Here is a 26,878-nt window from a genome sequence, read left to right as displayed (position 1 = left end):
CCTTCCTTATCATTGCTTATCCCTGTAATGTGCATCAGGTGATCATCGGTCATGGTCTGATTGAGGAACTGTATGTGTCTGTGGGCCTGTATAATTTCTTTTTCTTCAACCGGCTGATTTTTGAAGGAGGTCACGCCTTTAGCCGGAACAACTGCAATGCCTTGACCATAAGAAAACCCCCTGTTGCTTACGTCTCCGTCCCAGACCACAGAATAACCCGATTCAATGGAATGATCCATCACCTCCACCAGTTCGTCGATAGGCAGGTTGTAATATTTTTTGTGAGCCCAGTTGTCGGGCACCTCCAGGTCGAAAGCTTCATACCAGGGATGATGGGTGAATGAAGTGAGTTCGATATAATTGTCTGGGTTGATATCCAGTGCTTTTGAAAAGCTTTGGGGCGAGTAGCTTTCGTTTTTATACTCGTATTGTTCCGGAACTTCACCGAAATAGTTATCCAGAATTTTGGCATATCCCTCGGTCCATACGGGAGTGAGTTTGCTGCTCCGGTTTCCTGTAAGGGTTTCAACATAATTATTCAAGACGGAAGCTACTTCACTGTGCTCATGTTTTTCCGTTCCATACTCGGTACCCGGATAGACCTTTTCGGGTACGATACCGTGCTGTTCAAACTCAGTCATGGCATCGTGGGCCTGACCGCCCTGTCCGAAGTTGTTGTGGCCATGAAACTTGACATAATCTTTTGCTTTTTGCATATACGTGTGACGAACCAGGAACATTTCCGAAAGATTATATTCGGCTTTCCCCATCCTTAACAGTTCTGTCTCAATAAAGGATACCGTTGCAAAGCACCAGCAGGTACCGGATTTGTGCTGATTTTTGACAGATGTGGTTTCTAACCGGATCTCATCGGTGAACTGATAACCATTTTTGTTTTCATCTTGAGCAACGGCAGGTTTGAAAAAGATACCCGCTATAATTATTGCTGCGAATAAGATTTTACTGAACATTGTCGTCATAATCTGGTTTTTTATAATTAAAACTTGATACGCCTCCTGATATAATGTATTTCATAACCTCTGAGGGTGGACTGTCGATTTTCCGGATGTTTTTGCAGGGAACAATGAAAAGTTCGCCCGACCAGTTGTAGGAATGAGGAAAAAATACAGCCGCTTTTTCCCCTTCAACTCCAATATTTGAGAGATCCTCCTGAGTGAGAAAACCCAGCTTTTCCAGTTCTGAAACTGCATTCACTTTCACCAAAACAGGCTGATTGAATTTACTTTCTTTTCCGACAAAACCGGTGAAAATGTCTTTTAAAGCCGCGTATATAAGTTTCATGAAGGGAATCCTTTCCATCAGCTTACCCAATGTAGCTTTCACGGGCCTGGCAATGATGGTTTGTCCTACATAGCCGAGTAAGGCCAGCAGAAGGATGATGGCAATAACCCCAACCCCGGGAATATTAAAATTGAAGATCTCTTGAATATAGGGTTGTAGCAAGCCGTCCATGAATTTTAAAATGTTGTATAATATAAAGATGGTAAGGCCTATCGGAGCGATATACAATAAACCCTGTAGAAATAAATTGAAAAATTTTTTCATAACCGCTGCATTTAATTTTGTTTCTACAAATGTATATAGTAGAGAATTATTTTCTCCGATTATTTTTGAGTTTTTCTTGTATTTTTTTGTATTCAAATGATACCCGGTTGAAAAGCATCTTCAATATGTTCGATGGTGGGTTTCTTATTTTCAAATACTACAATGATGACATCAAAACGGGTTTCTTTGTCTATATCGTGGATCATGATATAGGCTTCTGCTGCATTAATAAGTGCTTTTTGTTTTCTCATGGGGATCATTTCTTCCGGTGATTCCACGAAACTGATATTTCGTGTTTTTACTTCCACCATAATCAGATAGTCGTTGTTTTCGGCAACAATATCAATTTCTTTGTGCTGATAAGTCCAGTTAATGTTCAATATACGAAGCCCTTTGTTCCTTAAGAACTTAACGGCAAGTTCTTCCCCGATTTTCCCCAGTGTTTTTTTATCTCTTGAGTTTTTCATATTAAGAATCGAATTGTACGAATACTGTTTTTTCTTTTTGCCGGATATGAATATTTCCTCCCATGATAAGGGGAAGGTTATTCTCTATATGGCCTGTAGGGCAATCAAAGAACATCGGAAAATCAAAGTTTTCCGATATATCATGAATGATCTCATAGGCTGTTTTTCCAAACGGGGTCTCATTGTCGTTCATTTCTGTCATACCGCCTATCATCAGGGCTTTTATCCGGTCAAGTTTTCCGGATAGTTTAAAATTCATCATCATCCGGTCCACATGATAAAGATATTCATCCAGATCTTCCAGGAAAAGTATCTTTCCATCTGTTGATATATCAAAAGGGGTGCCGGTTAAGCTGTAAAGAACGGAAAGATTGCCTCCGGTCAGTTGGCCCCTTATCTCTTTTTCTTTTGTGGTTTCATGGTTTGTTTTCCAGGAATAGGCCAGGGTTCTCCCAAACAGGGTTTCTTTCAACAGCTTTAGCGATTGATTTTCCTTGCCGGTATCCGGAAAATTAACCGCCATTTGGGCATGTAGTGTTTTAATTCCCAGATTTGTATTGATATAGGAATGGATTGCGGTGATGTCACTGAATCCGATGATCCATTTGGGATGATTAAGGAATTTTTTGAAGTTCAGATGCTCCAGTGTGCGTATTGTTCCATACCCGCCCCTGGCGCATAGAATCGCTTTAATGCTGTCATCATCCAGCATTAGTTGAAAATCTTCAGCTCTTTCCCTGTCAGTACCTGCAAATTGATGATGCTTTCTGAACAGGTTTTTTCCGGTGATCGCATGCAAACCCCAATCATTGATCATTTTGATAGCCGGTTCAATCTCTTCTTTTTCAATGCTTCTGGCAGGGGCTACAATGCCTATGGTATCTTCCCTTTTAAGTGTGGATGGTGTAAGCATATATGGAGCTTTTTGGCGTAAGACGATTATCCTACCCTGTATTATTATATAACGATTATCTTAACTATATTTGCCCGTTAAAGTTAAGCATTTATTATCTCAAATAAGTAAGATATGAAAGATCCCAAAAGATATCTTGTAACGTCCGCTCTGCCTTATGCCAACGGACCTTTACATATCGGCCATATTGCAGGAGCCTATTTGCCTGCTGATATATATGTGCGCTATCTGCGGCTAAAGGAAAAGGATGTTGCCTTCATCTGTGGCTCGGATGAACATGGAGTGCCCATTACATTAAGGGCCAGAAAAGAAGGTGTCTCCCCTCAGAAGATAGTGGACAAATACCATGCAATCAATAAAAAGGCATTTCAGGATCTGGGTATTGAGTTTGATATCTATCACCGAACTTCAGATCCTCTGCATCATCAAACTGCTTCAGATATTTTTCTCACCTTATATGAAAAAGGGGAGTTTATCGAGAAAGAAGAGGAACAGTATTACGACGAGCAAGAGCAGCAATTTCTTGCTGATCGCTATATTGTAGGTACCTGCCCCACATGTAATTATGAAAATGCTTACGGAGATCAGTGTGAGCAGTGCGGTACCAGCTTGAGTCCTAAAGAGCTGATCAAGCCGGTTTCAGCGCTTTCGGGCAATAAACCCCAGTTGAAGAAAACCAGGCATTGGTATCTTCCTCTGGACAGATATCAGGAGGAATGGCTTGAAAAGTGGGTGGACAGCCATCAGGATGACTGGAAGGCCAATGTTTATGGCCAGTGTAAATCGTGGCTCAATCAGAAATTACAGCCCCGGGCTGTAACAAGAGACCTGGAATGGGGTGTACCGGTGCCCATTGAAGGTACTGAAGGCAAGGTACTGTATGTATGGTTTGATGCTCCTATTGGATATATTTCGGCTACAAAGGCCTGGGCTGAAGAAAATGGAAAAGACTGGGAGCAATATTGGAAGGATGAAGATACCAGCCTGATACATTTTATCGGTAAAGACAATATTGTGTTCCATTGCCTTATATTTCCATCCATGCTGAATGCTCACGGTGAGTACATTTTACCGGACAATGTGCCTGCCAATGAATTCCTCAATCTTGAAGGCGGTAAATTATCCACCTCGCGGAACTGGGCGGTATGGGTGAACGAATTTGTAGAAGATTTTCCCGATAAGATCGATGTCCTCCGCTATACGTTGGCAGCCAATTTTCCTGAGCAGAAAGACAATGACTTCACCTGGAATGATTTTCAGAGCCGCAACAACAACGAGCTGGTTGCTGTGATGGGCAACTTCGTAAACCGGGCATTGGTGTTGACCAAAAAATATTTTAATAAAAAAGTTCCTGAATGCAGTGAACTTACTGACTACGACCGGGATATTCTTTCGAAGGCTGCTACCATTAAAGAAGATCTGGAAAATCGCATAGAAAATTTCAAGTTTCGTGAGGCAGTGAAGATCGCTGTGGATATGGCCCGTCTGGGGAACAAATATCTTGCTGATACGGAGCCATGGAGCCTTTATGAAAAGGATCCCGATAGGGTCCAGACCGTCCTGAATGTCTCCCTGCAGATTACGGCCAGCCTGTCTATCATTATTGAACCGTTTTTACCGTTTACCGCCGAAAGGTTAAGAAATTTGCTGAATATTAGTAAGCTGAACTGGGAGCTTGCCGGTAAGCTGGACATTCTGAGCGTGGGACATGAATTGAATAAGCCCAAACATCTGTTTCAGAAAATAGACGATGAGACCGTTAACAGGCAGGTAGAAAAACTTAAAGAAGCCAGGAGAAAGAAAGATCAGGAAGCCCAAGCCATTCAGTCGGGTAAGGAAAATGTCAGCTTTGAGGACTTTTCTAAATTGGATATTCGTGTGGGAGAGATTCTGGAAGCAGAAAAGGTTCCAAAAACCAAAAAGCTGATGCAGTTAAAGATTGATACCGGTCTGGATCAGCGGACCGTGGTTGCAGGAATTGCAGAGCAGTTTAATCCTGAGGATGTAAAAGGCAAACAAATAAGTATTGCAGTAAACCTGGAACCGAAAAAGATAAAAGGCATTCAGAGCCAGGGGATGATATTGATGGCAGAGGATTCGGAAGGCAACCTGAACTTCCTTTCTCCCGGAAATAAAACCCAGGTAGGGGCGGTGGTTAAATGAGGCTAAGGCTAAGAACAGAGCGACTGTCGGGGGATGGAAATTGTTAAATGATTAAATTGACACATTGTTAAAATAAGGCTAAGGCTGAGGAATATAGGGGATGTTGAGCTGATCAATGGGAGTTTGACAACTGCCCTTTGCCAAGCCAACTTGTTAAAAGGAGGCTAAGGCGAAGAGTAGAAAGGCTACGATCAAATTTTTAAATTGTTACATTGCCAAATTGTCAAACTGTTGATTATAAGCACAAGACTTAGAAGCTTCTGGCAAATTTTGCCAACTGCCCATTGCCCACTGCCAACTTATTAAAAGAAGGCTAAGGATAAGGCGAAGGCTAAGGAATATGGAGATTGGAGTGCTGATCAATGGGAGTTTGCCAACTGCATTCTGCCAACTTGTTAGAAAAGGCGAAGGCTGAGGCTAAGGCTAAGAACAAAATGTTTGCGGGTGATGAGAATTGTTACATTGTAAAATTTAATTTTATTAAACCACTTAAGGCACTAAAGATTATATAAGAAGAAATCATAGCACGGGCTGCGGCTTACGGAAAAACTATACGAAACACCTCCAGGACAAGGGCACAAAAGAAACTTATTGGGATAATTCTTTCAGGACACTGACCTGAAAGAATTACCATATATGAAATACCTCCGGGACAGTGTCCCGAATAGTAAAACAGATATACAATACCCTCAGGACACTGTCCTGAATAGTAACACATATATGTATTGCCTCCAGGACACTGTCCCGAATAGTAAATAGATATAAAATACCTTCAGGACACCGTCCCGAATAGTAATTAATATATGAAATACCTCCAGGACAATGGCGGGACTTCTGCCGGAATGAACATTAAGCTGAAACCTCTCTTCGGATACAACCAAACTTGTCCGGATTTTGATGCCCACCTGCTGGCAGGCATCAATGACCATGAATGACAATGACATTATAATTACTCTGCCAACTCCAGACTTAGGCGTTTGCCAACTTTTGCCCCTTGCCAACTTCTTCCTCAAACCTCAAACCCTTTCTAACAACCCAATGACCCTTGCATTCTTCTGCCAACTGAGGCATTTGGTTTGCTCCCGCAGAATGCGGGACCAACTTTCTTCCCATAACCCCTGTCAAACTCTTTAATTAAATGACCATGAATGACCATAAATGACGACTGAATGACTATTAGATTTTTCTGCCTGCTTCGCCTTTTTTCAACTCCCAACTCCCAACTCACTACTCCCAACTCACTACTCCCAACTCACTCCTTCTTCTTAACCTCCCAGTCCCCATACTCCTGGATAAGCCTTTCCAGTTCTTCCACAGCTTTTTCTTCCGTGACATTACGTTTGATTACTTCTTTATTGCGATAAAGGGTAACCTTACCCGGACCGGAGCCAACATAGCCATAGTCTGCATCGGCCATCTCACCCGGACCATTTACTATACATCCCATGATGGCTATTTTTAATCCTTTGAGATGACCCATTCTTTGCCGGATTTTTTCAGCAGTTTTCTCCAGATTGAATTGCGTTCTTCCGCACCCGGGGCAGGATATGAATTCAGTCTTGTAGATTCTGCTTCGGCTCGCCTGCAGGATACCGAATGAAATCTGGAGAAGCTTTTCCTCCTGAATGTTTTTTTCATTTTCAAGGAACAATCCATCAGCCAGACCGTCGAGGAAAAGAAGCCCGATATCGGCAGCAGCCTTTAGCCTTAAAACTGGCAGGTGGTTTTCGCTGTACCGCCTGTGCACTATTACGGGCAAATTTATACCCCTGTTCATCAATCCAATAATGAACCGCCGTTGCTCAAAGGTGGGGTTTTCAGAATGGGCCTGAAGGATCAGTACTGCATTGCTTTCATTTTTGAGTTCTTCTGTCTGATTGAGTTCATCCATTGAAGTGCTTATGAAGGTTGGGTATTCTGACCCTTTTTTGTGTTCCAGATATTGAGAGATGGAATTAAAAAGCGGATAGCGGTTTTCCGGCGTACCTGTTTTCAGCCATTCATGATAGGGTAGAATGGCTGGTGAATTTGAACCATTGAGTTCATTGTCTGAATGAGCCATGATCAGGTCGGCTTTCAGAGAGTCAGAGGATTCTTTTCTGCCAATCACTACAGGAGAATGGCTTCCCCCAATAAATTTTACTTCTGAAGATTTTCTTTTTGTATAATCGAAGGGGTTGATAGGTAATGATGTGATTTCAGGCAGCTTAATGTGTGTTGGTCCGCTCTGTATAAGCCCGGTAAGCATTTTGGCCACGGGAATTTCTTCTTCGGGGGCTTCCGTGAGGCTCACCCGGATGGTGTCTCCGATACCGTCAGCGAGTAGAGCGTTAATACCCACGGCTGATTTTATGCGACCGTCTTCACCCTCTCCGGCTTCTGTTACCCCTAGATGCAGTGGATAAATCCTGTCTCTTTTCAGCATTTCATGAACCATCAATCGGTTGGACTGAACCATAATGCGTGTATTGCTGGATTTCAAGGAAATTACCACATTGTGGAAATTTTGCCCTTCACAGATTTTTATGAACTCCAGCGCCGATTCAACCATGCCCTGTGGGGTATCTCCGTAAAGATCCATGATTCTTTTTGACAGGGAGCCATGGTTCACACCAAGGCGAAGGGCCGTATTGTTGGTTTTACATATATCGATCAGATGGATGAAATGTTGGCGTATTTCTTCCAGATCTCCTTTCCTGGAATACCTTATGGCATAATTTCCCGGGTTGATGCGGACTTTTTCAACAATGGCAGCCGCCTTTTCGGCTATTCTGTTGTTAAAGTGAACATCGGCCACAAGCGGAATCTGATAACCCTTCTCCAACAGGTTATTTTTGATGTTATACAGGTTTTCAGCTTCTTTCAGCGTGCGTGTGGTCATACGGGCATAATCTGCACCGGCATCAGCCATACGCATGATCTGTTCTACCGTAGCCGGGGTGTCATTGGTATCGGTATTGGTCATCGACTGAATGCGTATAGGATGTCCGTTTCCCATTGGGATATGTCCTACACGTACCTCCGAGGTGTTCAGTCGTTTATATTGTGTAAGGCTTTCACAGTATTTCTTTTTATCCGGGTTGAATTGAGTCATTTTCTCTAATGCTTTTATTTGCTGCCCGCTTGCTCTGTCAGATGCGGAAACCACTGAAAGATCAAATTCCTGCCAGACACTCCAATTTTGTTAACGACCATATCACAGGGGATGACTTTATGTTGCGGTGTAATTTCAATTTTTTGTAAGATAAATATGACAATCCAACCTACTGGTATACATCCGGGTTTACCAGATTAGGGGGGCGATCTCCCTTAAAATATTTTACAACATTGCCTGCAGCTTCCTCGGCAATGGCTTTCCGGGTCTCATAGTTGGCGGTGCCTATATGCGGTACAAGTACAACATTGGACATTCCCAGCAACTCTTCACTGATTTTCGGCTCGAATTCATAGACATCCAGGCCGGCACCACCCAAATGACCATTCCGGAGGTACCGGATCAAAGCTTTTTCGTGTATAACCGCACCTCTTGCCGTATTAATAACAAAAGCACCTTGTTTCATCTTCATTAATTCATTATCATCCAGCAGATGATGGGTTTCATCTGTGAGGGGAGTGTGCAGTGATACAACATCCGATTTTCTCAGTAGTTCTTCAAATTTAACATAGCCTGCTGAGTAAGTTTTTTCATCGGTATAATCAAGGGGCGTTCTTTGGTAATAGAGGATATTCATCCCAAAAGCTTTTGCTTTCATTGCCATCGATTTTCCGATGTTTCCCATGCCTATAATCCCCAGTGTTTTTCCTTCCAGTGTGTGTCCGAGGTTGGCCATTACTTCCCACCGGATTTCTTCTTTGTGTTTGATTCTAAGGTCAAATTCCGCCACTCTTCTTAACAGTGACAAAAGCAAAGCAAAGGCAAGTTCTGCTGTGGGCTCGATGACCGTTTTTGGTGTGTTGGTTACGGGAATGTTTTTTTCCGTAGCTGCCTCTACATCAATATTATTATAGCCGGCACCAAAATTGGCAATGATCTTCAAATTTTCTCCTTTTTCAATAAGATCCCTCCCAATTTCAAATCCGAAAACTGTAATGAGTGCATCATATTCAGGGATCATTTCGGCCAGTTCCTCTTGCGAAAAATGCTTGTTTTCCGGTAGTTTAATTTCAAAGTCTTCTTCAATGGCCTTAAGCCCCTCAACCGGTATGTGGTGAGTTATCAATACTTTATGTGCCATAGTGGTTTATCGGTTTTTTATCCGTTTGAGATTTATATTGTGGACTGTCCAAATTAGCAATCCTTAGTTAATTGAAATGCTAAGTTAATGACATTATATGATATTAACAAAATCATACGGAATAACATCACATGTATACAATTGTTCGGAGATATGGCTTATTGTCTGTAATGAATAAGTATGGGTATCATCCAGTTTGATTTATTTTTGTAAATTGGGCAGGAATTTTTGACTATTGAAACCCGCATGCAGGAACCTTCACAACAAGAATATGATTAACATGCGGGTTCCATTGTAATGCAAGCAGAGTTTGTAAATTTTGTATATAAATCAATTTGAAATTCAAACCTTTAATAAACTGTTACACGAATGAATTGAGTCGGGGTATGGGTTCCGGAGAATAGGGGATTATACGGAACATGTAGCATGTTGGATTGTTGAAGAAGCCTGGATAAGTAAAAAGTTGTGATATGTCTATAAAAGCAAAGGAACTTACCAAGTATTACGGAGATCAGAAAGCATTGGACGGCATTAGTTTTGAAGTGAAACCCGGGGAGATTGTTGGATTTATCGGGCCTAACGGAGCCGGGAAAACAACTGCAATGAAGATATTAACCGGCTATATAATGCCGAATTACGGAGAAGCCTGGATCAACGGAAGGAACGCACTGGAACAGACCCTTGAAATCAGGAAGGACATTGGTTACCTTCCTGAGCATAACCCTTTGTATACTCAGATGTTTGTAAAGGAATACCTGAAGTATGTTTCCGGGCTTTACCGGCTGGGAAATAAAACCCGGGAACGGATTCATGAAGTGATTGATCTGACCGGTTTGGATAAGGAAAAAACCAAAAAGATCGGAACCTTGTCCAAAGGATATCGTCAACGCGTGGGCCTGGCACAGGCTATTATTCATGACCCGGGTGTGCTGATACTTGATGAACCTACCACCGGATTGGATCCCAATCAGATAACCGAGATCAGAAACCTGATATCCAGACTGGGCAAGGAAAAGACAGTGCTGTTGTCTACGCATATCATGCAGGAGGTGGAGGCTATCTGTGACCGGATCATTGTGATCAACAACGGAAGAATTGTAGCAGACGATAAGGTAGGAAACATTTCTTCCTGGCTTAAAGAGAACAAGCAGACCGTACAGGTAGAATTCGACCGTGAGGTCGAGGAGGGTACCCTGGCACAGATTGAAGGAGTCAACAAGGTACAGAAAATAGATTCAAAAAATTGGTTGCTGGAAAGCAGCGATAAGGAGGATATACGTCAGCGAATCTTTGATTTTGCCGTACAATCAGGGTTTTCTGTCCTTTCCATGCAAAAGAAAGAGAAAAGTCTGGAGCAGGTCTTCCGGGATTTAACCCGGGAATAGTTGCAACTGAAAAATCTTTTTTTAAAGGTGTGCCCGGGTATAAATAAATATTTCAGAGAATTGTCTGCCATTTCGTTGTTTTAATTTCTAAATTTTTAAATCTCACTTGGCTGCCATGATCCTCGAGTAGGATATGCCTCCTTTCATATTGACCGGTGTTTGTTATTCCATTGAATTGCAGAACTTAATGCTTATGCATCAATTTAAAATAATTTTAAATTGATTAATTTTCTTGTTTAAAAAACCAAATTTTACATCTTTGTAATGTATAACAGGGTATCACAGATAGATTATTATACAGTCTGGGAATGAATGCCAACCTCCAAATACTATGAGTCAGGAGTTTGGATCTCCAACCAAATCGGAAGTAGTTATTGCTTCTATCACGGAATCAATTCAAAATGGTGAATTGAAAACCGGGCAGGTCATTCCCAGCATCAATTCCGCTGCAAAAAAATTCAATGTTGCCCGTAAAACGGTCATTCGTGCCTATGATAAGCTGGTTAGCCAGGGAGTTATAGAGTCACGTCCCAAAAAAGGTTACTTTGTGGTAAATAAGCAACCCAAAGCCAAATTTAGGTTGCTAATGATTGTTCACAGTTTCGATGCACATTTCGAAACGCTTTACAACGATTTTCGCGAAAAGGTAAAGGATATCTGTGATATCGAGATATATTTTCACCATTACAACATCAAAATTCTTGAGCTGATCATTGGCCGGAACTCATCAATCTACGATCTGTTTGTGATCTCTTCATTTAATCACCCCCGAATCCCTAAAGTGATTGGCCGGATTCCTGCCGGCAAGGTCCTTATCATTTCAAGAAATGACCGCCTGGGGAGCAACTACAATTTCATTGTACAGAACTTTTTTGAAGGCACATACCAGTCATTGGTTTCGGCAGAAAAAAGAATAAAGAAGTACGAAAGGCTCTTTTTATGTTTCCCTGAAAAAAGCGGCCACCCAGAATCATTGAAGAACGGATTTTTGGCATTTGGTAAGGAATATGCCGTTTCTCACCAGGTAATAAATTCCCTTGATCAGATTAAAGTACAAAAAGGGGACGCTTATCTGGTTATTGACGATGCCGACCTTGTTAATCTTTTAAAAGTATGCAAAATGAGGAACTGGGAGCTGGGAAAAGATATAGGGGTGATCTCCTATAATGAAACTCCGCTTAAGGAAGTCATCCGGGATGGTATAACGGTTATTTCCTGCAATTTTTCAATGATGGCCGGTGTGATGACCGACTTTATCAGAAATCGCAAAGGCATGCAGGAGTTTATTCCAATCTCTTTAATTAACAGGAGATCACTGTAAAATTACATAAAATGCCCGCACAACTACAAGCAGATTCAAAAAAAACCGGATTCAGATGGGTAATAGTTGCCCTCCTATTTTATTCCACAACCATTGTTTATTTTGACAGGGTAATTCTCGGTATACTTGCTCCCCGGCTTCAGAGCGATATTGGGTGGAGCGAGCAGGAGTATGGCTATATCGTTTTTGCCTTTCAGTTGAGCTATGCCATTGGTCCCATGGTAATTGGATATGTTATTGACCGCCTGGGCACTCGGTGGGGGTTCTCCCTTGCGGTTATTGCCTGGGCCATTGCCAGTTTATCACATGCCTTTGCCCAAAGCTGGCTTGGATTTGCTTTTGCCCGTCTGGGATTGGGAATCGGACAGGCTGCAAATTTTCCGGCGAGTATTAAAACGGTAGCAGAATGGTTTCCGAAAAAAGAAAGGGCTTATGCAACCGGATTATTTAATGGGGGATCCAATGTTGGACAGGTAATAGCCCCTTTGTTGATTCCGGTTATCATATACTCTTTCAGAGGCTGGCAATATGTATTTGTATTGTCTGTGATTTTAAGCGCCAGCTGGCTTTTGTTGTGGCTGATTTTATTCCGCCCCGCAGATAAAAGCCGCTTTGTAAATAAACAAGAGCTTGATTACATTCAAAGCGATCAGGAAGATATGGAAAAAATCCACATCCCTTGGAAACGACTAATTCGTTACCGGCAAACCTGGGTCGTTGCTCTGGGAAAATTGTTCGCTGATCCGGTTTGGTATTTCTACCTATTTTGGGGTGCAAAGTTTCTGAACGCAAAATATGGAATTGAATTGAAGGGGTTGGCGTTACCTTTGGTGATTATTTACATAGTTGCCTATGGAGGTGGAATAGGTGGAGGAGCCATTTCTTCATGGCTTCTTAAGAAAGGCAAATCAACTAATTATGCCCGTAAAAGAACCATGCTGGGTACTGCCTTACTGGTTTTACCTGTTATGATGGTTCCTTTCATGGAGTCCATGCCTGTGGCCATTGGTTTGATTGCCCTTGCAGCAGCTGCTCATAATTCATGGTCGGCCAATATTTTTACCGTGGCTTCCGATTTGTTTCCCAAGAAAATTGTCGGCTCAGTTATTGGATTATCTACCACTGTAAGTTCGTTTGCCGCAATGGGAACAGCATTGCTTATAGGTTATGCACTGGACAAATCCGGTACGGAAGGATATGTTTTTCCATTTGTAATTGCTGCTTTTGGTTATCTGGTGGGATTACTTGTGATGCATCTCCTTTCACCTAAAATGAAATCCGTTTCTATGAAGAAGTTATCATAATAATAAATCCTATGAAACCTGTATGCACCTTATTGTACTTTAGGAGCATTATTAAAATGTGGGTTTTATGGCGATTGACCTGAGTTACTAAAGTTATTTTGATATATTATACTGAAATATTAACTTTTAATAAACTTATACACTGATGAAACCCGCATGCAAGAACCTTCACAACAAGAACATGAGTAAAATGCGGGTTCCATGGCGACAAAAGCAGAATTTCTGAATTTGGCACATGAATCAATTTGAAATTTAAACTTTTAATAAACTGTTAACCGAATGAATTCAAGAGAAAGAATAGAAAAAGCATTAAATCATGAAGAGCCGGACAAGATTCCTTATGATCTGGCTGCAACTACCTGGACAGGCATCACAAACACAGCCTACCAGAATTACTTGAAATACCTTGGCAAACAACCGGAAAACCCGGTTTGGTCTGATGTTATCCAGCAAATTGTTGTGCCTTCCCAAGAATTCCTGGAAGAAGTTAAGGCCGATGTCAGGGGCGTTTTTCCCCTGACAAGCCACAACTGGGATGTTTATTCGAAACTTCAAGATGGAGGTGATCATTACGCATATCATGATGAGTGGGGATTTGAACATCATTACCCAAAGGATGGTTACTGGTTTACCTTGGTTAAAAGCCCTTTGAAGGATATAGATTTTGGTGAGGAAGGTATCATTGAGCGTTATCCCTGGCCCGATGCTGCAGATAAGAGGAGATTTTCCGGATTACGGGAACAGGCGAGACTATTCCGGCAACAGGGAAAGATGGTTTTTACGAAAGGGTTGTGTGCCGGATTGTTTGAAATGCATCAGCGTATACGTGGCATGGAGAACTCCATGCTTGACCCGTTTATGTATCCGGAAAATTCGGATAAACTGATTGGTAAACTGGCTGATCTGAAAATTGAATTCTGGGAAGCTGCCTTGAATGAGTTGGGCGATGTGGTAGACATTATCGGAGAAGGAGACGATTACGGTACTCAGCAGTCACAGTTAATTGATCCTGAGCAGTTTCGACAATACTACAAACCACATTTTGCCAGAGTATTAAAATTCATTAAAGAGAAGGCACCCGACAAAAAGTTGATGTTTCATTCCTGCGGGAATGTACGTCCCATTATTTCTGATTTGATTGAATTGGGAGTAGATATTCTTAATCCTGTTCATGTAAGGGCTAGTGGAATGGAACCCTTTCAGCTGAAAAAGGACTTTGGAAAAGATATCACTTTCTGGGGAGGTGGAGTAGACACTCAGGATATTCTGCCTTCTGGCAAGCCGGAGGATATAAAAGAAGATGTAAAAAGAAACATTGAAACGCTTGCTCCTGATGGAGGCTTTGTGTTTAGTACAGTGCATAATATTCAGGCCGAGGTCCCCCCTGAAAATATTGAAGCAATGCTTGAAACCTTAAATAGTTACTAAATTAAAAACTAAAAATTTATGAAACCTAAGAACAATTCTCGTCGTGAATTTTTAAAAAAATCTTCGGCTATAGCTGCCGGAACGCTGATTCTACCATCAGTTGTACCATCAACTGTACTTGGTAAGTCAGCCCCAGGCAATCAGATTAATGTGGGTATGATTGGAACCGGCAGGCAGGCTGTGAATGTAAATCTGAAAAACGGATTTTTAAAACAAGGTAATTGCCGTGTGGTAGCTGTAAATGATGTTGATTCCTGGCGGATGAACCTGGCAGCAAAAGTAGTAAATGATGCCTATTCAAATGCAGGAAAATCTTATAAAGGAGTAAAAAAGTATGATGATTACAGGGATTTAATTGGTGATAAAGATGTGGATGCCGTAATGATCTCAACTACGGATCACTGGCATGCCCCGGCAACAATTGCTGCAGCACTGGCAGGGAAACATGTTTGTATGGAAAAAGCATTTACTGTTGCCCCGGCTCATGGAAACGCTGTTGTTGAGGCAGTAAAAAAGAAGGGTGTGGCTAACAGGCTGGATAGTGAATTTCGTTCCATAAGGGAAATGAATCGTGCGGTGGAAATGGTCCATAATGGTTTGATTGGTGAACTGGTTGAAGTAGAGGTCGGCGTTCCCGGCGAATTAAGTGGGAGTGCAGTAGGGCCGCAAGAAAACATGCCTGTGCCGGATGATCTGAATTATGATATGTGGTTGGGACCGGCCTTTCCGGCACCTTATACTTTAAAACGTGTTCATGATCCCAAAACAGTTAACACCCGTCCTGGATGGCTCCGGATTTCAGATTATTGCAATGGGATGATTACCAACTGGGGAGCTCATCTTAATGATATTGCACTATGGGGTATGAAAAAAGAGTATGAATTGCCGGTATCCGCAAAGGGAACAGGTACTTTCGATAGTGGTCTGTGGAACACCATCAACACATTTGATATTACTTATGAATATTCGGATGGTTTAAAACTAAGGTATAAAATTGATGCTCCCTACGTAAAATTTATCGGTACGGATGGTTGGGTAAAGAATGAATATCCGGATAAGCTTACCGTAAGTCGTGATTCGCTTTTAAAGTTTGAGCCGGGGAAGAATGATATTTCATACAAAGGAACCTTATCGGATAAAGCCGATTTCTTAAGAAGTATTGAAACAGGCGATCCTACTCTTGAACCGCTAGAAGTGGGCAATAATGTTTACTTTTTAACCATGATGGGACTGATATCTGTTAAACTTGGCCGAAAGGTTAATTGGGACCAAAAGTCAGGTAAGTTTCTTAATGATAATGCTGCCAATGCAATGATGACCCGCCCGTTCCGTGAAAAATGGATTGACAAGCATGTGGTGGACTGGATGAATAAATTTCAACAATTTAATCTAAAATAAGGAAAGATGAAAAACATTTTAATATTCGCATTGATGGTAACTTTTTTTGGGTGTTCAACTTCTCAAAAAAAGAATCTTGATAATACTTTTTATTGTTTTAATAATGGAGTGCGTACACTGCCCAATGCACCAGAAACTTTTGAGGGCCAGGCCGATTTGATAAAAAAGGTGGGTTTTGATGGGTTAGCAGGCCACATAAGTGAGGATTATCGCAAACGACGTGCGACGCTTGATGAGGCCGGTCTAAAGATGCCTGAAATATATTGGGGAATGACGCTTACCGATAATGGCGAAATTACCTATAAAGAAGGGCTTAAAGAAGTAATAAAAGATTCAAAGGATCGGGATCTGGTCGTTACATTGTTTCTGAATACTGATAAATACATGGACAACAAAAAGAAGGGCAATAAGCTATTTGCCCTTGGGATTCGTGAACTGGCTGATTTTTCTGAACCCTATAATACAAAAATAGCCATTTATCCCCATGCAAATAATTATTGTGAAACCGTTGAGCATTCGGTAGAACTGGCTCAAATGGTTGATCGCGAAAATGCTGGTGTTGTTTTCAATACCTGTCATTATCTTAAAGTTGAGGGAGAAGAAGGCTGGAAAGAGGCAATTCAGCAAGCTTTACCATATCTGTTTATGGTTTCCATAAACGGAGCCGATGCGGGGAATACTGAAAAGATGGGTTGGGACAGGCTCATCCAGCCACTAGGAGAAGGTACCTTTGATACATACGAGCTTGTTAAATATTTAAAAGATAACGGTTATGAAGGGCTCTTCGGCCTTCAGTGCTATAACATCAATCAGGATTGCGAACTTGCTTTGACCAAGTCAATGAGTACCTGGCGTGAATACAAATTGAGGTATTTACAGGGTGATTGAATCACTTAATCTTATATATAAAGGAATTTTCTGTGCGTAGAATACTTTGGTCCACGTGGATATGAAGGGTATTTACTTAGAATATATAGAAAAAAGGAGGCTTTTCAAAAAAGCCTCCTTTCTATAAAGATTAAACCATACCATCACTTTAATCGAACTTCCTTGGTTTTATCGTTTAAGGTGACCTGGGCCTTGTCATCACAGGAGCCGTCCCCATAATCTATAAGTATGGAGGATTTATCCGCCGGTTTAATTTCTGCGGTACCTGAAAGAATAAACCGGCATTTGGCCGACACATGAAGCGGGTCATTGATACTCCGGGTATATCTTAGGCCGTTGCGGTTGATACCCGTAGCCTTACCGGTTACTTTATACTTATTGTCCCATTTATAGAGGGGCGTCTCATATCCCTGTATCCATTCCCTCGTTTTCTCGGATTCTCTGGTAATCACATCGCCTTCAGGGGTTGTTATTTTACCATTTTCCAGTGTTACTGTGTACGTTACATTACCCTTGTCATTGGGGCCTTGATTGATAATGGTTTTGGTGCCTTCTACTTTGTGATCATTCACGAAGTAGTCTTCAAAGGTAACGGTTCTTGTAAAACCTTTATTTCTGTATTTGCCTGACAGAGTGATCAGAATTTTGCCTTCTTTTACCCTTTCATGAAAATCTTCACAGTTCCCCTCACCATAATCTATGATAATTTTTCGTGTATCTGAATCCAGCTTTTCCATGGTGACCGTTTTACAACTATCTTCCTTCTCACCTTTAAATTCTTTTAGTTGTTCTTCCACTACCAGATCCGTTTCAGTAAAAGCATCTTCGAACAGTTCAGCACTCAATGCATCATCCTGAATGACTGAAGTATCTTCTGAAGATATTTCATTTTCATTGTTTTCGCAGGATCCTAAGATAATAGCGAACGATAATACAACCGCCGATAAAAGGGTAAGATGCATGTTTTTCATTATATGATTCATTTTTTCTCCATCTTCTTTATCAAATACTATGCCATAAAGTACAAATATAAAAAAAGCCCGGGAGCACCGGGCTTTTTTTTGTAACATCCGTTAAAACCGGCAAATATGGTACTTAACGTATGATAAGTTGAAGAGGTTTTATGTGTTGCCGGTGTTTGTATTCCTGTGGAGTAAGGGCTGTTGCACCGAGAAAAGCAGGACCAGCCAATACCTTATTCGCATGAATGCTAATATAATCCATGGCAACATTTTGTTTTTTAGCACTCAAATAATCTTTCAGATGTAAGGTCTTGCCCGCATCGTACATTTCAGACTGACTGGCTTCGGTGGTGATTTCTTTTTCAGAAGCTTCGTCATTTTCAGCTTTTTGATCTGATTCTTGTAGGGCAATACCCGGTGCAATTACCAGGGCTACAATGGACATCAGCTTGATCAGAATATTCAGGGAAGGCCCTGAGGTATCCTTCAGCGGATCTCCTACGGTATCACCAACCACAGTAGCTTTGTGCGTATCGCTGCCTTTTTCGTAATATTCACCCTGATATTCGTAACCTTCTTCCACCATTTTTTTGGCATTGTCCCATGCACCGCCTGCATTGGCCTGTAGAATTGCCATCAGCACACCTGATGCAACAACGCCTGCCAGCATGCCGCCCAGTATCTGGGGTCCTCCAATATAACCTACCAATGCGGGTGTTGCAACAGCCAGTGTTCCTGGCAGCATCATTTCTCTAAGTGAGGATTTTGTAGATATGGCAATACATTTTTGATAATCGGCCGAGCCATCGGCATCTTCCAGTGTCTTTCGCTCCTCATCACTGACATCTTCAACTTCGCCGCCGTATTTCTTCAATACTTTCAGGGCTTCGGTCAAAGGCGGGATGGTATTAAACTGGCGTCGAATTTCTTCAATCATTGACCTGGAAGCCCTTCCAACGGCGCCCAGAGCCAGTGATGAAAACAGGAACGGCAGCATAGCTCCCACAAGCAATCCAGCTATAATTGTAGGATTGGCTATATCAATGTTTGTTATGTTGGCCTGTTGCATGAATGCAGAGAATAAGGCCAATGCAGTAAGTGTAGCCGAGCCAATGGCAAATCCTTTTCCAATAGCAGCGGTTGTATTCCCTACTGCATCCAGCTTATCCGTTCTGTCTCTTACTTCCGAAGGCAGCTCGTTCATTTCAGCCATTCCTCCGGCATTATCGGCTATGGGCCCGTAAGCATCCACGGATAACTGATAACCTACATTGGCAAGCAAGGCAACTGCTGCAATGGCTATACCATATAATCCTGCCAGACTGAAAGCGATAATGATACCTGCAGCTATTCCCAAAACCGGAATGGCAGTTGATAACATGCCTATTTCCAGACCTGCCATAATGTTGGTGGCTGCGCCGGTAATGGATTTATTCACTATGCCCTTTACCGGTTTCGTGCCTGTGGATGTAAAGTATATGGTAACTTTTCCTATAAGATATCCCACTGCTATACCAACCAACGCAGCAAAGAATACATTAAGAGATGTATAGGTTTGGGCTCCTCCTATCAGTGTTTTACTCGTCCATGATGAAGGAAGAAGCCATTGAATAAGGAAGAAAGATGCAACAACCATGATGGCCATTGAAATCGATTCGCCCTTATTTAATGCTTTCTGGGGATCGCCTCCGGATTTAACCCTAACAAAGAAGGTTCCCAGTATTGATGTAAGAATGCCAACCCCGGCAAGGGCTAAAGGTAATATGATTCCGCCCAGTTCAAATCCTTGCTGAAAGGGAGGCAAAGCCACAAAAGCAGACCCAAGAACCATGGTTGCGATAATTGCTCCTACAAACGATTCGAACAAGTCGGCTCCCATGCCTGCAACGTCGCCCACATTATCGCCTACATTGTCGGCAATGGTACCCGGGTTCAACGGGTGATCCTCCGGAATTCCTGCTTCTACTTTACCTACCAGGTCTGCACCTACATCAGCAGCTTTGGTATAAATTCCTCCGCCTACCCTCGCAAAAAGTGCAATGGATGATGCTCCCAGTGAAAAAGAGGAGATTACATTGAGGACCATTGCTAAAGACCAGTTGGCGCCAATTACGAAATGAAAAAGAATGAATAGAACACTCAGTCCTATTATACCCAGAGAAACAACGCCAATGCCCATTACGGATCCTCCGCTGAAGGCAACACCCAAGGCTTTGCCTAAGGAGTTTTTTGCCGCCTCGGTTGTTCTTACATTGGCTTTGGTAGCTATCCGCATACCTAGATTTCCGGCCAAACCAGATAAGAATGCCCCGACGATAAACGAAATGACTACAAAGCCATTGGAATCTGCTTCTGTAGTACTTTTAAAGAACAACAGGATAGCCACAGCTACCACAAAAACAACAAGATATTTGTATTCCGCCTGTAAAAATGCCATTGCTCCCGCTCTTACACGGCCGGCAATGTCTTGCATCTTCTGGGTTCCTTCCGATTGTTTATTTACCCAGGAAGTTTTCCACACGATAAATATAAATCCCAATACTGCCAGTACAGGAATGCTGTAAATAATGTAGTCCATATGCACACGATTTATTTGGTTTTAACTAATACATCCCACATCAACAAGGAAAAAATACATTTCCATTTGTTTATAAATGATGTGACAAATTTAAATGAAAATTTTAACTGACCAAACCATGACCATTAAAAACGCTCTGGTTACTTCCATGTTTAAGGAGTACTGCCCAAGGGTTTAATAGGGCATGTAATGCCAGCCGATGCAAGACCTTTCTGTCTCTTTTTATGAAATTATCCGTTTCCTTTTCAGTACGGCTGACTTATTAATGGTTGACAGGGTACAAATGAAGGATTTGATGTTTTTTATCTTCCGGAATTTTTATGGTGGCTTCTTTGTTGACTTTTAATGTATGTTTTCTTGATTCTCCATAAGTTTTTGGGTCTATCCATTCAAAGGTCCATTGCCCGGTTGCCATATCCAGTGAAATTTCATCTCCCTTTTTGCCGCTGATTACCTGCACTACGATATGGCCTTTCTCCTGGGCAAGTACATTGGCCCGGACATTCAACGGAAGGGATTGAATCTTATCGGGTGCTGGTGCCATGCTCCAGAAAGGAAGCGTTGCAATGAATTTTCCCAGATTTTTTACCGTTTCATGCTGGAAGTCGATGACCTCCATTCCATGGTCTCCTGAAGGTCTGTGAAATCTGGCAGAAGCGGCTCCTCCTGTAAAGCGGCTCCACAGAACCATTCTGCCGCCCTGTTCATCGCGTGTATAATCTTTGGAAAGCACCAAAGGCTTTACCTGTCCCTGGGTGTGCATCCTTTGCCGGTATGAACGGATCCTTTGTGCCCCTTTGATCACCTGATCGGTTATTGTATTGAATTCATGGCCCGATACCCCCTGAGAGATATCTACGTAATCATAATTCGTATCCATTGAGAGGGTAAGCGGGCTGAATTTGTACTGGCACTGACCTCCGCCATCCTTGCGGTTTGTGGAAGGCATTTCGCCTATCATATATCCCTCTGGCAGTTTTTTGCGGACATAATTTGTCCAGTATAGGCTCCATTTCAGGTTGGCCCGGCTTTCGTTGGAGATGTTAACGATCACATTGGGATAATCACCGGCGATGGCCATCAACTGATCCACGTAATTTTGCTGAAGCTTGAGTACGGTCTGGTTGTTTGCATCCGAAGGAATGGTGCTGTAGAAAGGAGCACCACAGGCTGAAGTGGTGTCCGGCAACACAGTGGCATCATAATTTACATTGTTTTTCGGATTAAAGGGGTGGGCATTCCAGGCTCCATCAGGTCCTGGATCGTATTGTCCTCCGGGGCCACGGGTAACGGACCAGTCGTCCCACACTTCAAGCGATACAATGATATTCCGTTCCAATGCCACCTCCAGATAATGATGCAGCCGTTCTTCCCATGAAGGATTGAACCGGGTCAGATCATATCGTCCATCCTCTGTTTTCCGCCAGGGTTGCAATACAGTGGGTACATTGCCATCATGCATATGATTTGCCGGGTCGTAAGGCAGGCATCTGACAAATCCAAGAACATTTGGGCTGTTGATTTTCCCGATGGCTTTGGCCAGCCGATCCATTTGCTGTTTGATGTTTACATTTTCCGGTCTGCTGATGGGAGTCCAGCTATGAAAATTTGCTGCGCCAAGCAGAAAAACGGGTTTCTCTTTCCAGGAAAAGTAGAAAGGGTTTTTCTGGGAAGGAGATATAGACTTAATATCAGCATTGATTTCAGACTCATGTGCTTTATCCAGGTTTTGGCTGAATATAAATGCGCTCAGAAAAAATGCTGATGAGACAAAGAAGAGAAACAGAATAAGGTTGCTTAGTTTTTGGAATTTCATAATTAGCAAATTTTGGGGATATTATATCATTCAAGGATAAAACATCTTTCACGGATATGCCTTCAGCTTCCCTGGTTTTCTCTGTCGAGGCTGCGGTATTATTGTTGGCAACCGTTTGGTCAGCATGGTTTTGCCGGCTACCGCGGCCTGATCATTATCATGTTGTAAAGGGTTTTATTAATCTTCTATTTCTATATCTTGTGGCAAACCAACTCTCATAAAATATCTTGCAAATGCTTGTGACAAATGTTCCCTATAAGGAGGCAATAATCTAACCTGCATTATTCAAAAACGAATCCCGCTGGTAAGCGGGAAAGTTTTTGAATGCGGGATAGGTTGCGGGATGGATGCAGGCAACCCCGCATTAGAAAAACCGGCTTTTTTGCGAAATTTATTGAAGCAAAAAGCCAGGTTTTTCAATAGCGTCAGAATTATTTGTGAATAATTCGGGCTAACTCTTTTTTCTAATGAACCTGCAATATCTTTCAAAACCTCAAAATGAATTCCATAAACATTTTTAAAGTCGACAACTTTTGGTTCATCAAAAATACCAGATTGTTTATTGAGTAAATGATAACCAGCATAATTTCCTTTGACCATATTTTTCATAACCTTTGATTTTTTAAGATTGTTTGGTGAATCTTCAATAAATTTATTTAAAGGGTAATATGGACAAACCAAAACGATTTCTAACTTATTATTAGCAAGATCACAAGATTGGGATAAAACGATAGAATTAATGAATAATACATCTACTTCAGGCTCTGAATCTTGTAATATAATTTTAGGAGGGATTATAATAGGACATTTAGGAATAAAATCCCCTTGTTCAATTTCTCTTGAAAAGCTTATTGAATCATCATACCAAGGATAATACATCTATATATTGGCTTTTGGTTCATGGTCTTTAACAGATCGAATCCTAACTTTCATTCTATGCTTGGGATAATCGGGTTTAAAATCAATATCATAATCTTCTTCTGAATCATCTTCTCTTTCTATGAAAGTATTTTCAGATTCTTCTATATTATAAAAACTTAATGTGGTTTCTATGGGATTTTCCTCGATATAAAATAATTCCAGATTTGTCAATAAGAAATTTACTACATCATACAAATCTTCATCTCTCGTCCAAAAACCAGCAAAAGTAGTTATATCAAACTTCTCCTGTTCTTCATTTACTTCAAGATTACTTTGTGTTTGTAAATCCATAATTTCATTTTTTAAAAGATTCGTATAATTCTCCTTCTGTTAAATTTTTAAATGTCTCGCTACAAAATTTATGCGCCTCTGATAACCAAGATAAGAGTGCATCTTTATTAAGTTTATACGCTTGTCCAAGTAATTTTGTTTGTAAAACAATTCCATCTCTATTATGTGCTTTTCCTCTACGAAAATTCACATTAATATTTCCTAGTGATGTTTTATAATAAAACCCAATGTTTAACCCATTTGGATTAACTTCGACATTTAAAAAATTCTGTTTAAATGTTATATTAAATTTTTTATTTAAATAATCATAAACATTTTGGTTTTCAAAGTCAAATGGGAAAAAATCATAATAATTTAAATTTGGATGATAATTTTTATTTTCATCAAAGGGATTTACATCTATAAAAGCATTTAATAACTCACTAGCATTATTATAAAAAACTTCCCAATAATACTCATCATCAATTGTATTTAAAGTCAGTATTCCCGGTCCAACTTGAAATAAGGGGTAACCATTTTTAGATTTTCTGAATTGATGCACAACTTTTTTTATTAAAACCTCATAAGGTACTTCTGGAGGTACAAGAGATATTCTATCAGGATATTTGTGTTTTAATTTAGAATATAAGTCTCCATGCAAGTACTGAAAATCTTTTAATTCATTTTTATTCCGATTGTCCCAAGTAAGTTCGAAAACAACTTCTAACAGCGGAGCATTGGGTAACTTGCTCATTTGTTTAATTTTTTAATGTTTAAATATACAAAAAAATAAAATTAATACATTATGATCAATTCAAAATCTCAGGTTAATTCCATATACTTATATGCCGCCAGGTTCAATTTTTTCTACTGCTTTATAAGGTTCCTGGAGTGGATAAACTTTAATTCAACCAATTGTTTTGCGTATCTGTTCCCATAACTTTAACCTTGTATTGATGGGTTATAGTTTGGTATGCCTTCAGCTCCCCCAATTCTCCCGGTCGAGGCTGCGGTAGTTGATGGCTTCGGCCAGATGGTGGGCCTGGATGGCCTCACTGTCTTCCAGGTCGGCAATGGTACGTGACACTTTCAGTATCCTGTCGTAGGCCCGGGCCGATAGTCCTACATTGTCCATGGCCCTTTTTAGCAGGTTTTTGCCTGCTGAATCGATCTCACAGTACTGCCGTATCATTTTGCTGTGCATTTGTGCATTGGAATAGATGTTGTTGTGTTTTTCGAACCGCTGCGCCTGCCTTTCCCTCGAGGCGTTGACCCTTTGCCTTATCTCGTCACTGCTTTCGGCCGGTTTCACGTCGGATAGTTCTTCATAGGAAACCGGCACCACTTCGATATGAATATCGATGCGATCGAGGAGGGGGCCGGAGATTTTGTTCATGTAACGTTGTATATTACCCGGTGTACAAACGCATTCCTTGTCCGGATGGTTGTAGTAACCACAGGGACATGGATTCATGGATGCCACCAGCATAAAGCTGGCCGGATATTCTACGGTAAATTTGGCCCTTGAGATGGTGATCACGCGGTCTTCCAGAGGCTGGCGCATTACTTCCAGTACCGATCTGGGGAATTCCGGCAGTTCATCCAGGAACAGTACCCCGTTGTGGGCCAGTGATATTTCTCCGGGCTGGGGATAGCTCCCTCCTCCCACCAGGGCTACATCAGAGCTGGTATGGTGGGGGGTTCTGAAGGGTCTGCGTGTCATCAGGGAGGACTCCGGATCCATATTTCCCGCCACAGAATGAATTTTTGTTGTTTCCAGCGCCTCATGGAGTGTGAGGGGAGGGATGATCGTAGGAAGACGCTTGGCCAGCATGGTCTTTCCGGCACCGGGAGGGCCAATCATAACGACATTGTGTCCTCCGGCTGCTGCTATCTCCAGAGCCCTTTTTACATTCTCCTGTCCCTTGACATCGGAGAAATCAATTTCATGATTGGCCAGGTTGGCAAAGAATTCTTCCCGGGTGTTGACTATGGTTCTTTCCAGGGTTTTCTCTCCTGTGAAGAAACGGATCACTTCACTCAGATTTTGCACGCCGTAAACATCCAGTTCATTGACTACAGCAGCTTCCCGGGCATTCTTTTCCGGGAGGATAAATCCTTTAAATCCTTCCTCCCGTGCTTTTATGGCAATGGGCAATACTCCTTTGATGGGCTGCACGCCTCCATCCAGCGACAATTCCCCCATGATCACATAATTTTCCAGTCCGCTGGCCTGAATCTGGTCCGTAGCAGACAAGATGCCCATGGCCAGAGGAAGATCGTAGGCCGATCCCTCCTTGCGGATGTCTGCGGGTGCCATGTTAATAACGATCTTTTTCCGGGGAATCTCGAGATTATTGGTTTTTATTGCGGAAAAGATCCGTTGTTGGCTTTCTTTGACGGCATTGTCAGGTAAGCCTACCAGATGAAAGTTGATGCCCTGGAAATCGTTCACCTCTATGGTTACTGTGGTGGCATCGATTCCCTGCACTGCGCTACCATAAGTCTTGACCAGCATTTTTGCGTATTTTGAGGAGGGAAGATAAGAAAATTATTTCACATTCCCCAACTTCAATTCTATAAAATGTATCAGTGAGTGTATTACCTTGATATGGATCTCCTGGGCTCTGTCGGAATAAGCCGAACGGGGGGCACGGATTTCCACATCGGCCATCCGGCTGAGCTTTCCACCATCTTTACCGGTTAGGGTTATGACCTTCATGTTCCTTTCTCTGGCTACTTCCACGGCTTTTACAATATTGCCCGAATTGCCGCTTGTGCTGATGCCCAGCAACACGTCACCGGCATTGCCAAAGGCTTCCACATAGCGGGAGAATACGTGATCATAGCCATAGTCGTTGGAGGTGCAGGAGAGGTGGGTGGGGTCTGAAATGGCCATGGCCGGGAAAGGTTTGCGGTCCTCCCGGAAGCGGCCGGTGAGTTCTTCGGCAAAATGCATGGCATCGCTCATAGAACCGCCGTTGCCGCAGGAAATGATCTTTTTTCCGTTTTGAAGGGCTTTCACGAGCAAATTGCCGGCCTGCTCAATAGCATTGAGGTTTTCTTCGCTGGAAATAAATTGTTCCAGAATATCACGGGCTTCATAAAAATTGTCTCGTATCGCTTTCATGTGTGCCTGTATTTAATGTAACGTTGCGAATATATACCAATTTTTTGGTTGGATAGTACCGACTGATAGATAAAATAAAGATTTCACAGGACTGTTCGATTATGATTGTTTTAAGACCGCGCGATGAAGGCTT

The 26,878-nt window shown here is 41.9% G+C and carries 21 protein-coding genes; 7 read left to right on the top strand and 14 right to left on the bottom strand.

All coding sequences use genetic code 11. The features are described from left to right. The 4 genes from KGY70_04390 to KGY70_04375 form a co-directional block, all read right to left on the bottom strand. Positions 1-980 (bottom strand): aminopeptidase (locus KGY70_04390; GenBank protein ID MBS3774400.1); only part of this gene is annotated, 980 nt, incomplete at its 3' end. Beyond that, positions 961-1,566 carry a DUF502 domain-containing protein gene (locus tag KGY70_04385; GenBank protein ID MBS3774399.1) on the bottom strand — a complete coding sequence of 202 codons (606 nt, stop codon included), beginning with the start codon at positions 1,564-1,566 and terminating at the stop codon, positions 961-963. The genes KGY70_04385 and KGY70_04390, both read right to left, overlap by 20 nt. 92 nt (positions 1,567-1,658) lie before the next feature. Further along, positions 1,659-2,033 (bottom strand): YraN family protein, encoded by a 375-nt coding sequence (locus KGY70_04380; GenBank protein MBS3774398.1) that lies wholly within the window; start codon positions 2,031-2,033, stop codon positions 1,659-1,661. Position 2,034: 1 nt separating this feature from the next. Beyond that, complete coding sequence (locus tag KGY70_04375) at positions 2,035-2,946, bottom strand: LD-carboxypeptidase (protein MBS3774397.1); 912 nt, start codon at positions 2,944-2,946, stop codon at positions 2,035-2,037. 114 nt (positions 2,947-3,060) lie between these two features. Here KGY70_04375 and metG point away from each other — a divergent pair, with 114 nt between their 5' ends. Then, positions 3,061-5,109, top strand: a complete 2,049-nt coding sequence (gene metG / locus KGY70_04370) for a methionine--tRNA ligase (protein MBS3774396.1) — start codon at positions 3,061-3,063, stop codon at positions 5,107-5,109. Positions 5,110-6,361: 1,252 nt separating this feature from the next. Here metG and ispG read toward each other — a convergent pair. After that, the gene (gene ispG, locus KGY70_04365; protein MBS3774395.1) at positions 6,362-8,203 is read right to left on the bottom strand and encodes a (E)-4-hydroxy-3-methylbut-2-enyl-diphosphate synthase; all 1,842 of its coding nucleotides are present in this window, start codon (positions 8,201-8,203) and stop codon (positions 6,362-6,364) included. 169 nt (positions 8,204-8,372) lie between these two features. Next, the gene (locus tag KGY70_04360) at positions 8,373-9,344 is read right to left on the bottom strand and encodes a dihydrofolate reductase (GenBank protein MBS3774394.1); all 972 of its coding nucleotides are present in this window, start codon (positions 9,342-9,344) and stop codon (positions 8,373-8,375) included. Between the two features lie 470 nt (positions 9,345-9,814). Here KGY70_04360 and gldA point away from each other — a divergent pair, with 470 nt between their 5' ends. The 6 genes from gldA to KGY70_04330 all read left to right on the top strand — a co-directional run bounded on the left by gldA (position 9,815) and on the right by KGY70_04330 (position 17,068). Further along, entirely contained in the window at positions 9,815-10,729 is a 915-nt protein-coding gene (gene gldA / locus KGY70_04355; GenBank protein ID MBS3774393.1) for a gliding motility-associated ABC transporter ATP-binding subunit GldA, read from the top strand. 331 nt (positions 10,730-11,060) lie between these two features. Next, on the top strand, positions 11,061-12,050 hold the full coding sequence (locus tag KGY70_04350) for a GntR family transcriptional regulator (GenBank protein MBS3774392.1): 990 nt from the start codon (positions 11,061-11,063) through the stop codon (positions 12,048-12,050). Positions 12,051-12,061: 11 nt separating this feature from the next. Beyond that, positions 12,062-13,354, top strand: a complete 1,293-nt coding sequence (locus KGY70_04345) for an MFS transporter (protein ID MBS3774391.1) — start codon at positions 12,062-12,064, stop codon at positions 13,352-13,354. 279 nt (positions 13,355-13,633) lie between these two features. Next, the gene (locus tag KGY70_04340; GenBank protein ID MBS3774390.1) at positions 13,634-14,782 is read left to right on the top strand and encodes a hypothetical protein; all 1,149 of its coding nucleotides are present in this window, start codon (positions 13,634-13,636) and stop codon (positions 14,780-14,782) included. A gap of 18 nt (positions 14,783-14,800) precedes the next feature. Next, positions 14,801-16,180, top strand: a complete 1,380-nt coding sequence (locus KGY70_04335; protein ID MBS3774389.1) for a Gfo/Idh/MocA family oxidoreductase — start codon at positions 14,801-14,803, stop codon at positions 16,178-16,180. 6 nt (positions 16,181-16,186) lie between these two features. Continuing rightward, complete coding sequence (locus KGY70_04330; protein ID MBS3774388.1) at positions 16,187-17,068, top strand: sugar phosphate isomerase/epimerase; 882 nt, start codon at positions 16,187-16,189, stop codon at positions 17,066-17,068. Positions 17,069-17,211: 143 nt separating this feature from the next. Here the strand turns inward: KGY70_04330 and KGY70_04325 are convergent, their stop codons facing one another. From KGY70_04325 to lpcA, 8 genes are all read right to left on the bottom strand, one after another. Beyond that, positions 17,212-18,039: a hypothetical protein gene (locus KGY70_04325; GenBank protein MBS3774387.1), complete on the bottom strand. Its 828-nt coding sequence runs from the start codon at positions 18,037-18,039 to the stop codon at positions 17,212-17,214. A gap of 124 nt (positions 18,040-18,163) precedes the next feature. Further along, positions 18,164-20,614, bottom strand: coding sequence for a sodium-translocating pyrophosphatase (locus KGY70_04320; protein ID MBS3774386.1), 2,451 nt, complete (start codon positions 20,612-20,614; stop codon positions 18,164-18,166). A 256-nt stretch (positions 20,615-20,870) separates the two neighbouring features. Next, on the bottom strand, positions 20,871-22,424 hold the full coding sequence (locus tag KGY70_04315; GenBank protein MBS3774385.1) for a hypothetical protein: 1,554 nt from the start codon (positions 22,422-22,424) through the stop codon (positions 20,871-20,873). Positions 22,425-22,709: 285 nt separating this feature from the next. Next, entirely contained in the window at positions 22,710-23,303 is a 594-nt protein-coding gene (locus KGY70_04310; GenBank protein ID MBS3774384.1) for a hypothetical protein, read from the bottom strand. Further along, a complete protein-coding gene (locus KGY70_04305) occupies positions 23,304-23,636 on the bottom strand; it encodes a hypothetical protein (GenBank protein MBS3774383.1) in 333 nt (110 codons plus the stop codon). 4 nt (positions 23,637-23,640) lie between these two features. Further along, positions 23,641-24,369, bottom strand: coding sequence for a TIGR04255 family protein (locus tag KGY70_04300; GenBank protein ID MBS3774382.1), 729 nt, complete (start codon positions 24,367-24,369; stop codon positions 23,641-23,643). Between the two features lie 225 nt (positions 24,370-24,594). After that, entirely contained in the window at positions 24,595-26,133 is a 1,539-nt protein-coding gene (locus KGY70_04295; GenBank protein ID MBS3774381.1) for a YifB family Mg chelatase-like AAA ATPase, read from the bottom strand. Positions 26,134-26,166: 33 nt separating this feature from the next. After that, positions 26,167-26,745: a D-sedoheptulose 7-phosphate isomerase gene (gene lpcA / locus KGY70_04290; GenBank protein ID MBS3774380.1), complete on the bottom strand. Its 579-nt coding sequence runs from the start codon at positions 26,743-26,745 to the stop codon at positions 26,167-26,169. Positions 26,746-26,878: the final 133 nt, after the last annotated feature.

It is taken from the genome of Bacteroidales bacterium, from assembly GCA_018334875.1.
Lineage (GTDB): Bacteria > Bacteroidota > Bacteroidia > Bacteroidales > UBA12077 > JAGXLC01.
Note: the sequence above shows the minus strand (reverse complement) of the source record. Positions and strands in the feature narration are given on the sequence as shown.

What these genes read in the sequence shown, in the direction of transcription:
- KGY70_04385 (MBS3774399.1), bottom strand. Translation starts at nt 1,566, where the DNA reads ATGAAAAAATTTTTCAATTTATTTCTACAGGGTTTATTGTATATCGCT.
- KGY70_04380 (MBS3774398.1), bottom strand. Translation starts at nt 2,033, where the DNA reads ATGAAAAACTCAAGAGATAAAAAAACACTGGGGAAAATCGGGGAAGAA.
- KGY70_04375 (MBS3774397.1), bottom strand. Translation starts at nt 2,946, where the DNA reads ATGCTTACACCATCCACACTTAAAAGGGAAGATACCATAGGCATTGTA.
- metG (MBS3774396.1), top strand. Translation starts at nt 3,061, where the DNA reads ATGAAAGATCCCAAAAGATATCTTGTAACGTCCGCTCTGCCTTATGCC.
- ispG (MBS3774395.1), bottom strand. Translation starts at nt 8,203, where the DNA reads ATGACTCAATTCAACCCGGATAAAAAGAAATACTGTGAAAGCCTTACA.
- KGY70_04360 (MBS3774394.1), bottom strand. Translation starts at nt 9,344, where the DNA reads ATGGCACATAAAGTATTGATAACTCACCACATACCGGTTGAGGGGCTT.
- gldA (MBS3774393.1), top strand. Translation starts at nt 9,815, where the DNA reads ATGTCTATAAAAGCAAAGGAACTTACCAAGTATTACGGAGATCAGAAA.
- KGY70_04350 (MBS3774392.1), top strand. Translation starts at nt 11,061, where the DNA reads ATGAGTCAGGAGTTTGGATCTCCAACCAAATCGGAAGTAGTTATTGCT.
- KGY70_04345 (MBS3774391.1), top strand. Translation starts at nt 12,062, where the DNA reads ATGCCCGCACAACTACAAGCAGATTCAAAAAAAACCGGATTCAGATGG.
- KGY70_04340 (MBS3774390.1), top strand. Translation starts at nt 13,634, where the DNA reads ATGAATTCAAGAGAAAGAATAGAAAAAGCATTAAATCATGAAGAGCCG.
- KGY70_04335 (MBS3774389.1), top strand. Translation starts at nt 14,801, where the DNA reads ATGAAACCTAAGAACAATTCTCGTCGTGAATTTTTAAAAAAATCTTCG.
- KGY70_04330 (MBS3774388.1), top strand. Translation starts at nt 16,187, where the DNA reads ATGAAAAACATTTTAATATTCGCATTGATGGTAACTTTTTTTGGGTGT.
- KGY70_04325 (MBS3774387.1), bottom strand. Translation starts at nt 18,039, where the DNA reads ATGAAAAACATGCATCTTACCCTTTTATCGGCGGTTGTATTATCGTTC.
- KGY70_04315 (MBS3774385.1), bottom strand. Translation starts at nt 22,424, where the DNA reads ATGAAATTCCAAAAACTAAGCAACCTTATTCTGTTTCTCTTCTTTGTC.
- KGY70_04310 (MBS3774384.1), bottom strand. Translation starts at nt 23,303, where the DNA reads ATGTATTATCCTTGGTATGATGATTCAATAAGCTTTTCAAGAGAAATT.
- KGY70_04305 (MBS3774383.1), bottom strand. Translation starts at nt 23,636, where the DNA reads ATGGATTTACAAACACAAAGTAATCTTGAAGTAAATGAAGAACAGGAG.
- KGY70_04300 (MBS3774382.1), bottom strand. Translation starts at nt 24,369, where the DNA reads ATGAGCAAGTTACCCAATGCTCCGCTGTTAGAAGTTGTTTTCGAACTT.
- KGY70_04295 (MBS3774381.1), bottom strand. Translation starts at nt 26,133, where the DNA reads ATGCTGGTCAAGACTTATGGTAGCGCAGTGCAGGGAATCGATGCCACC.
- lpcA (MBS3774380.1), bottom strand. Translation starts at nt 26,745, where the DNA reads ATGAAAGCGATACGAGACAATTTTTATGAAGCCCGTGATATTCTGGAA.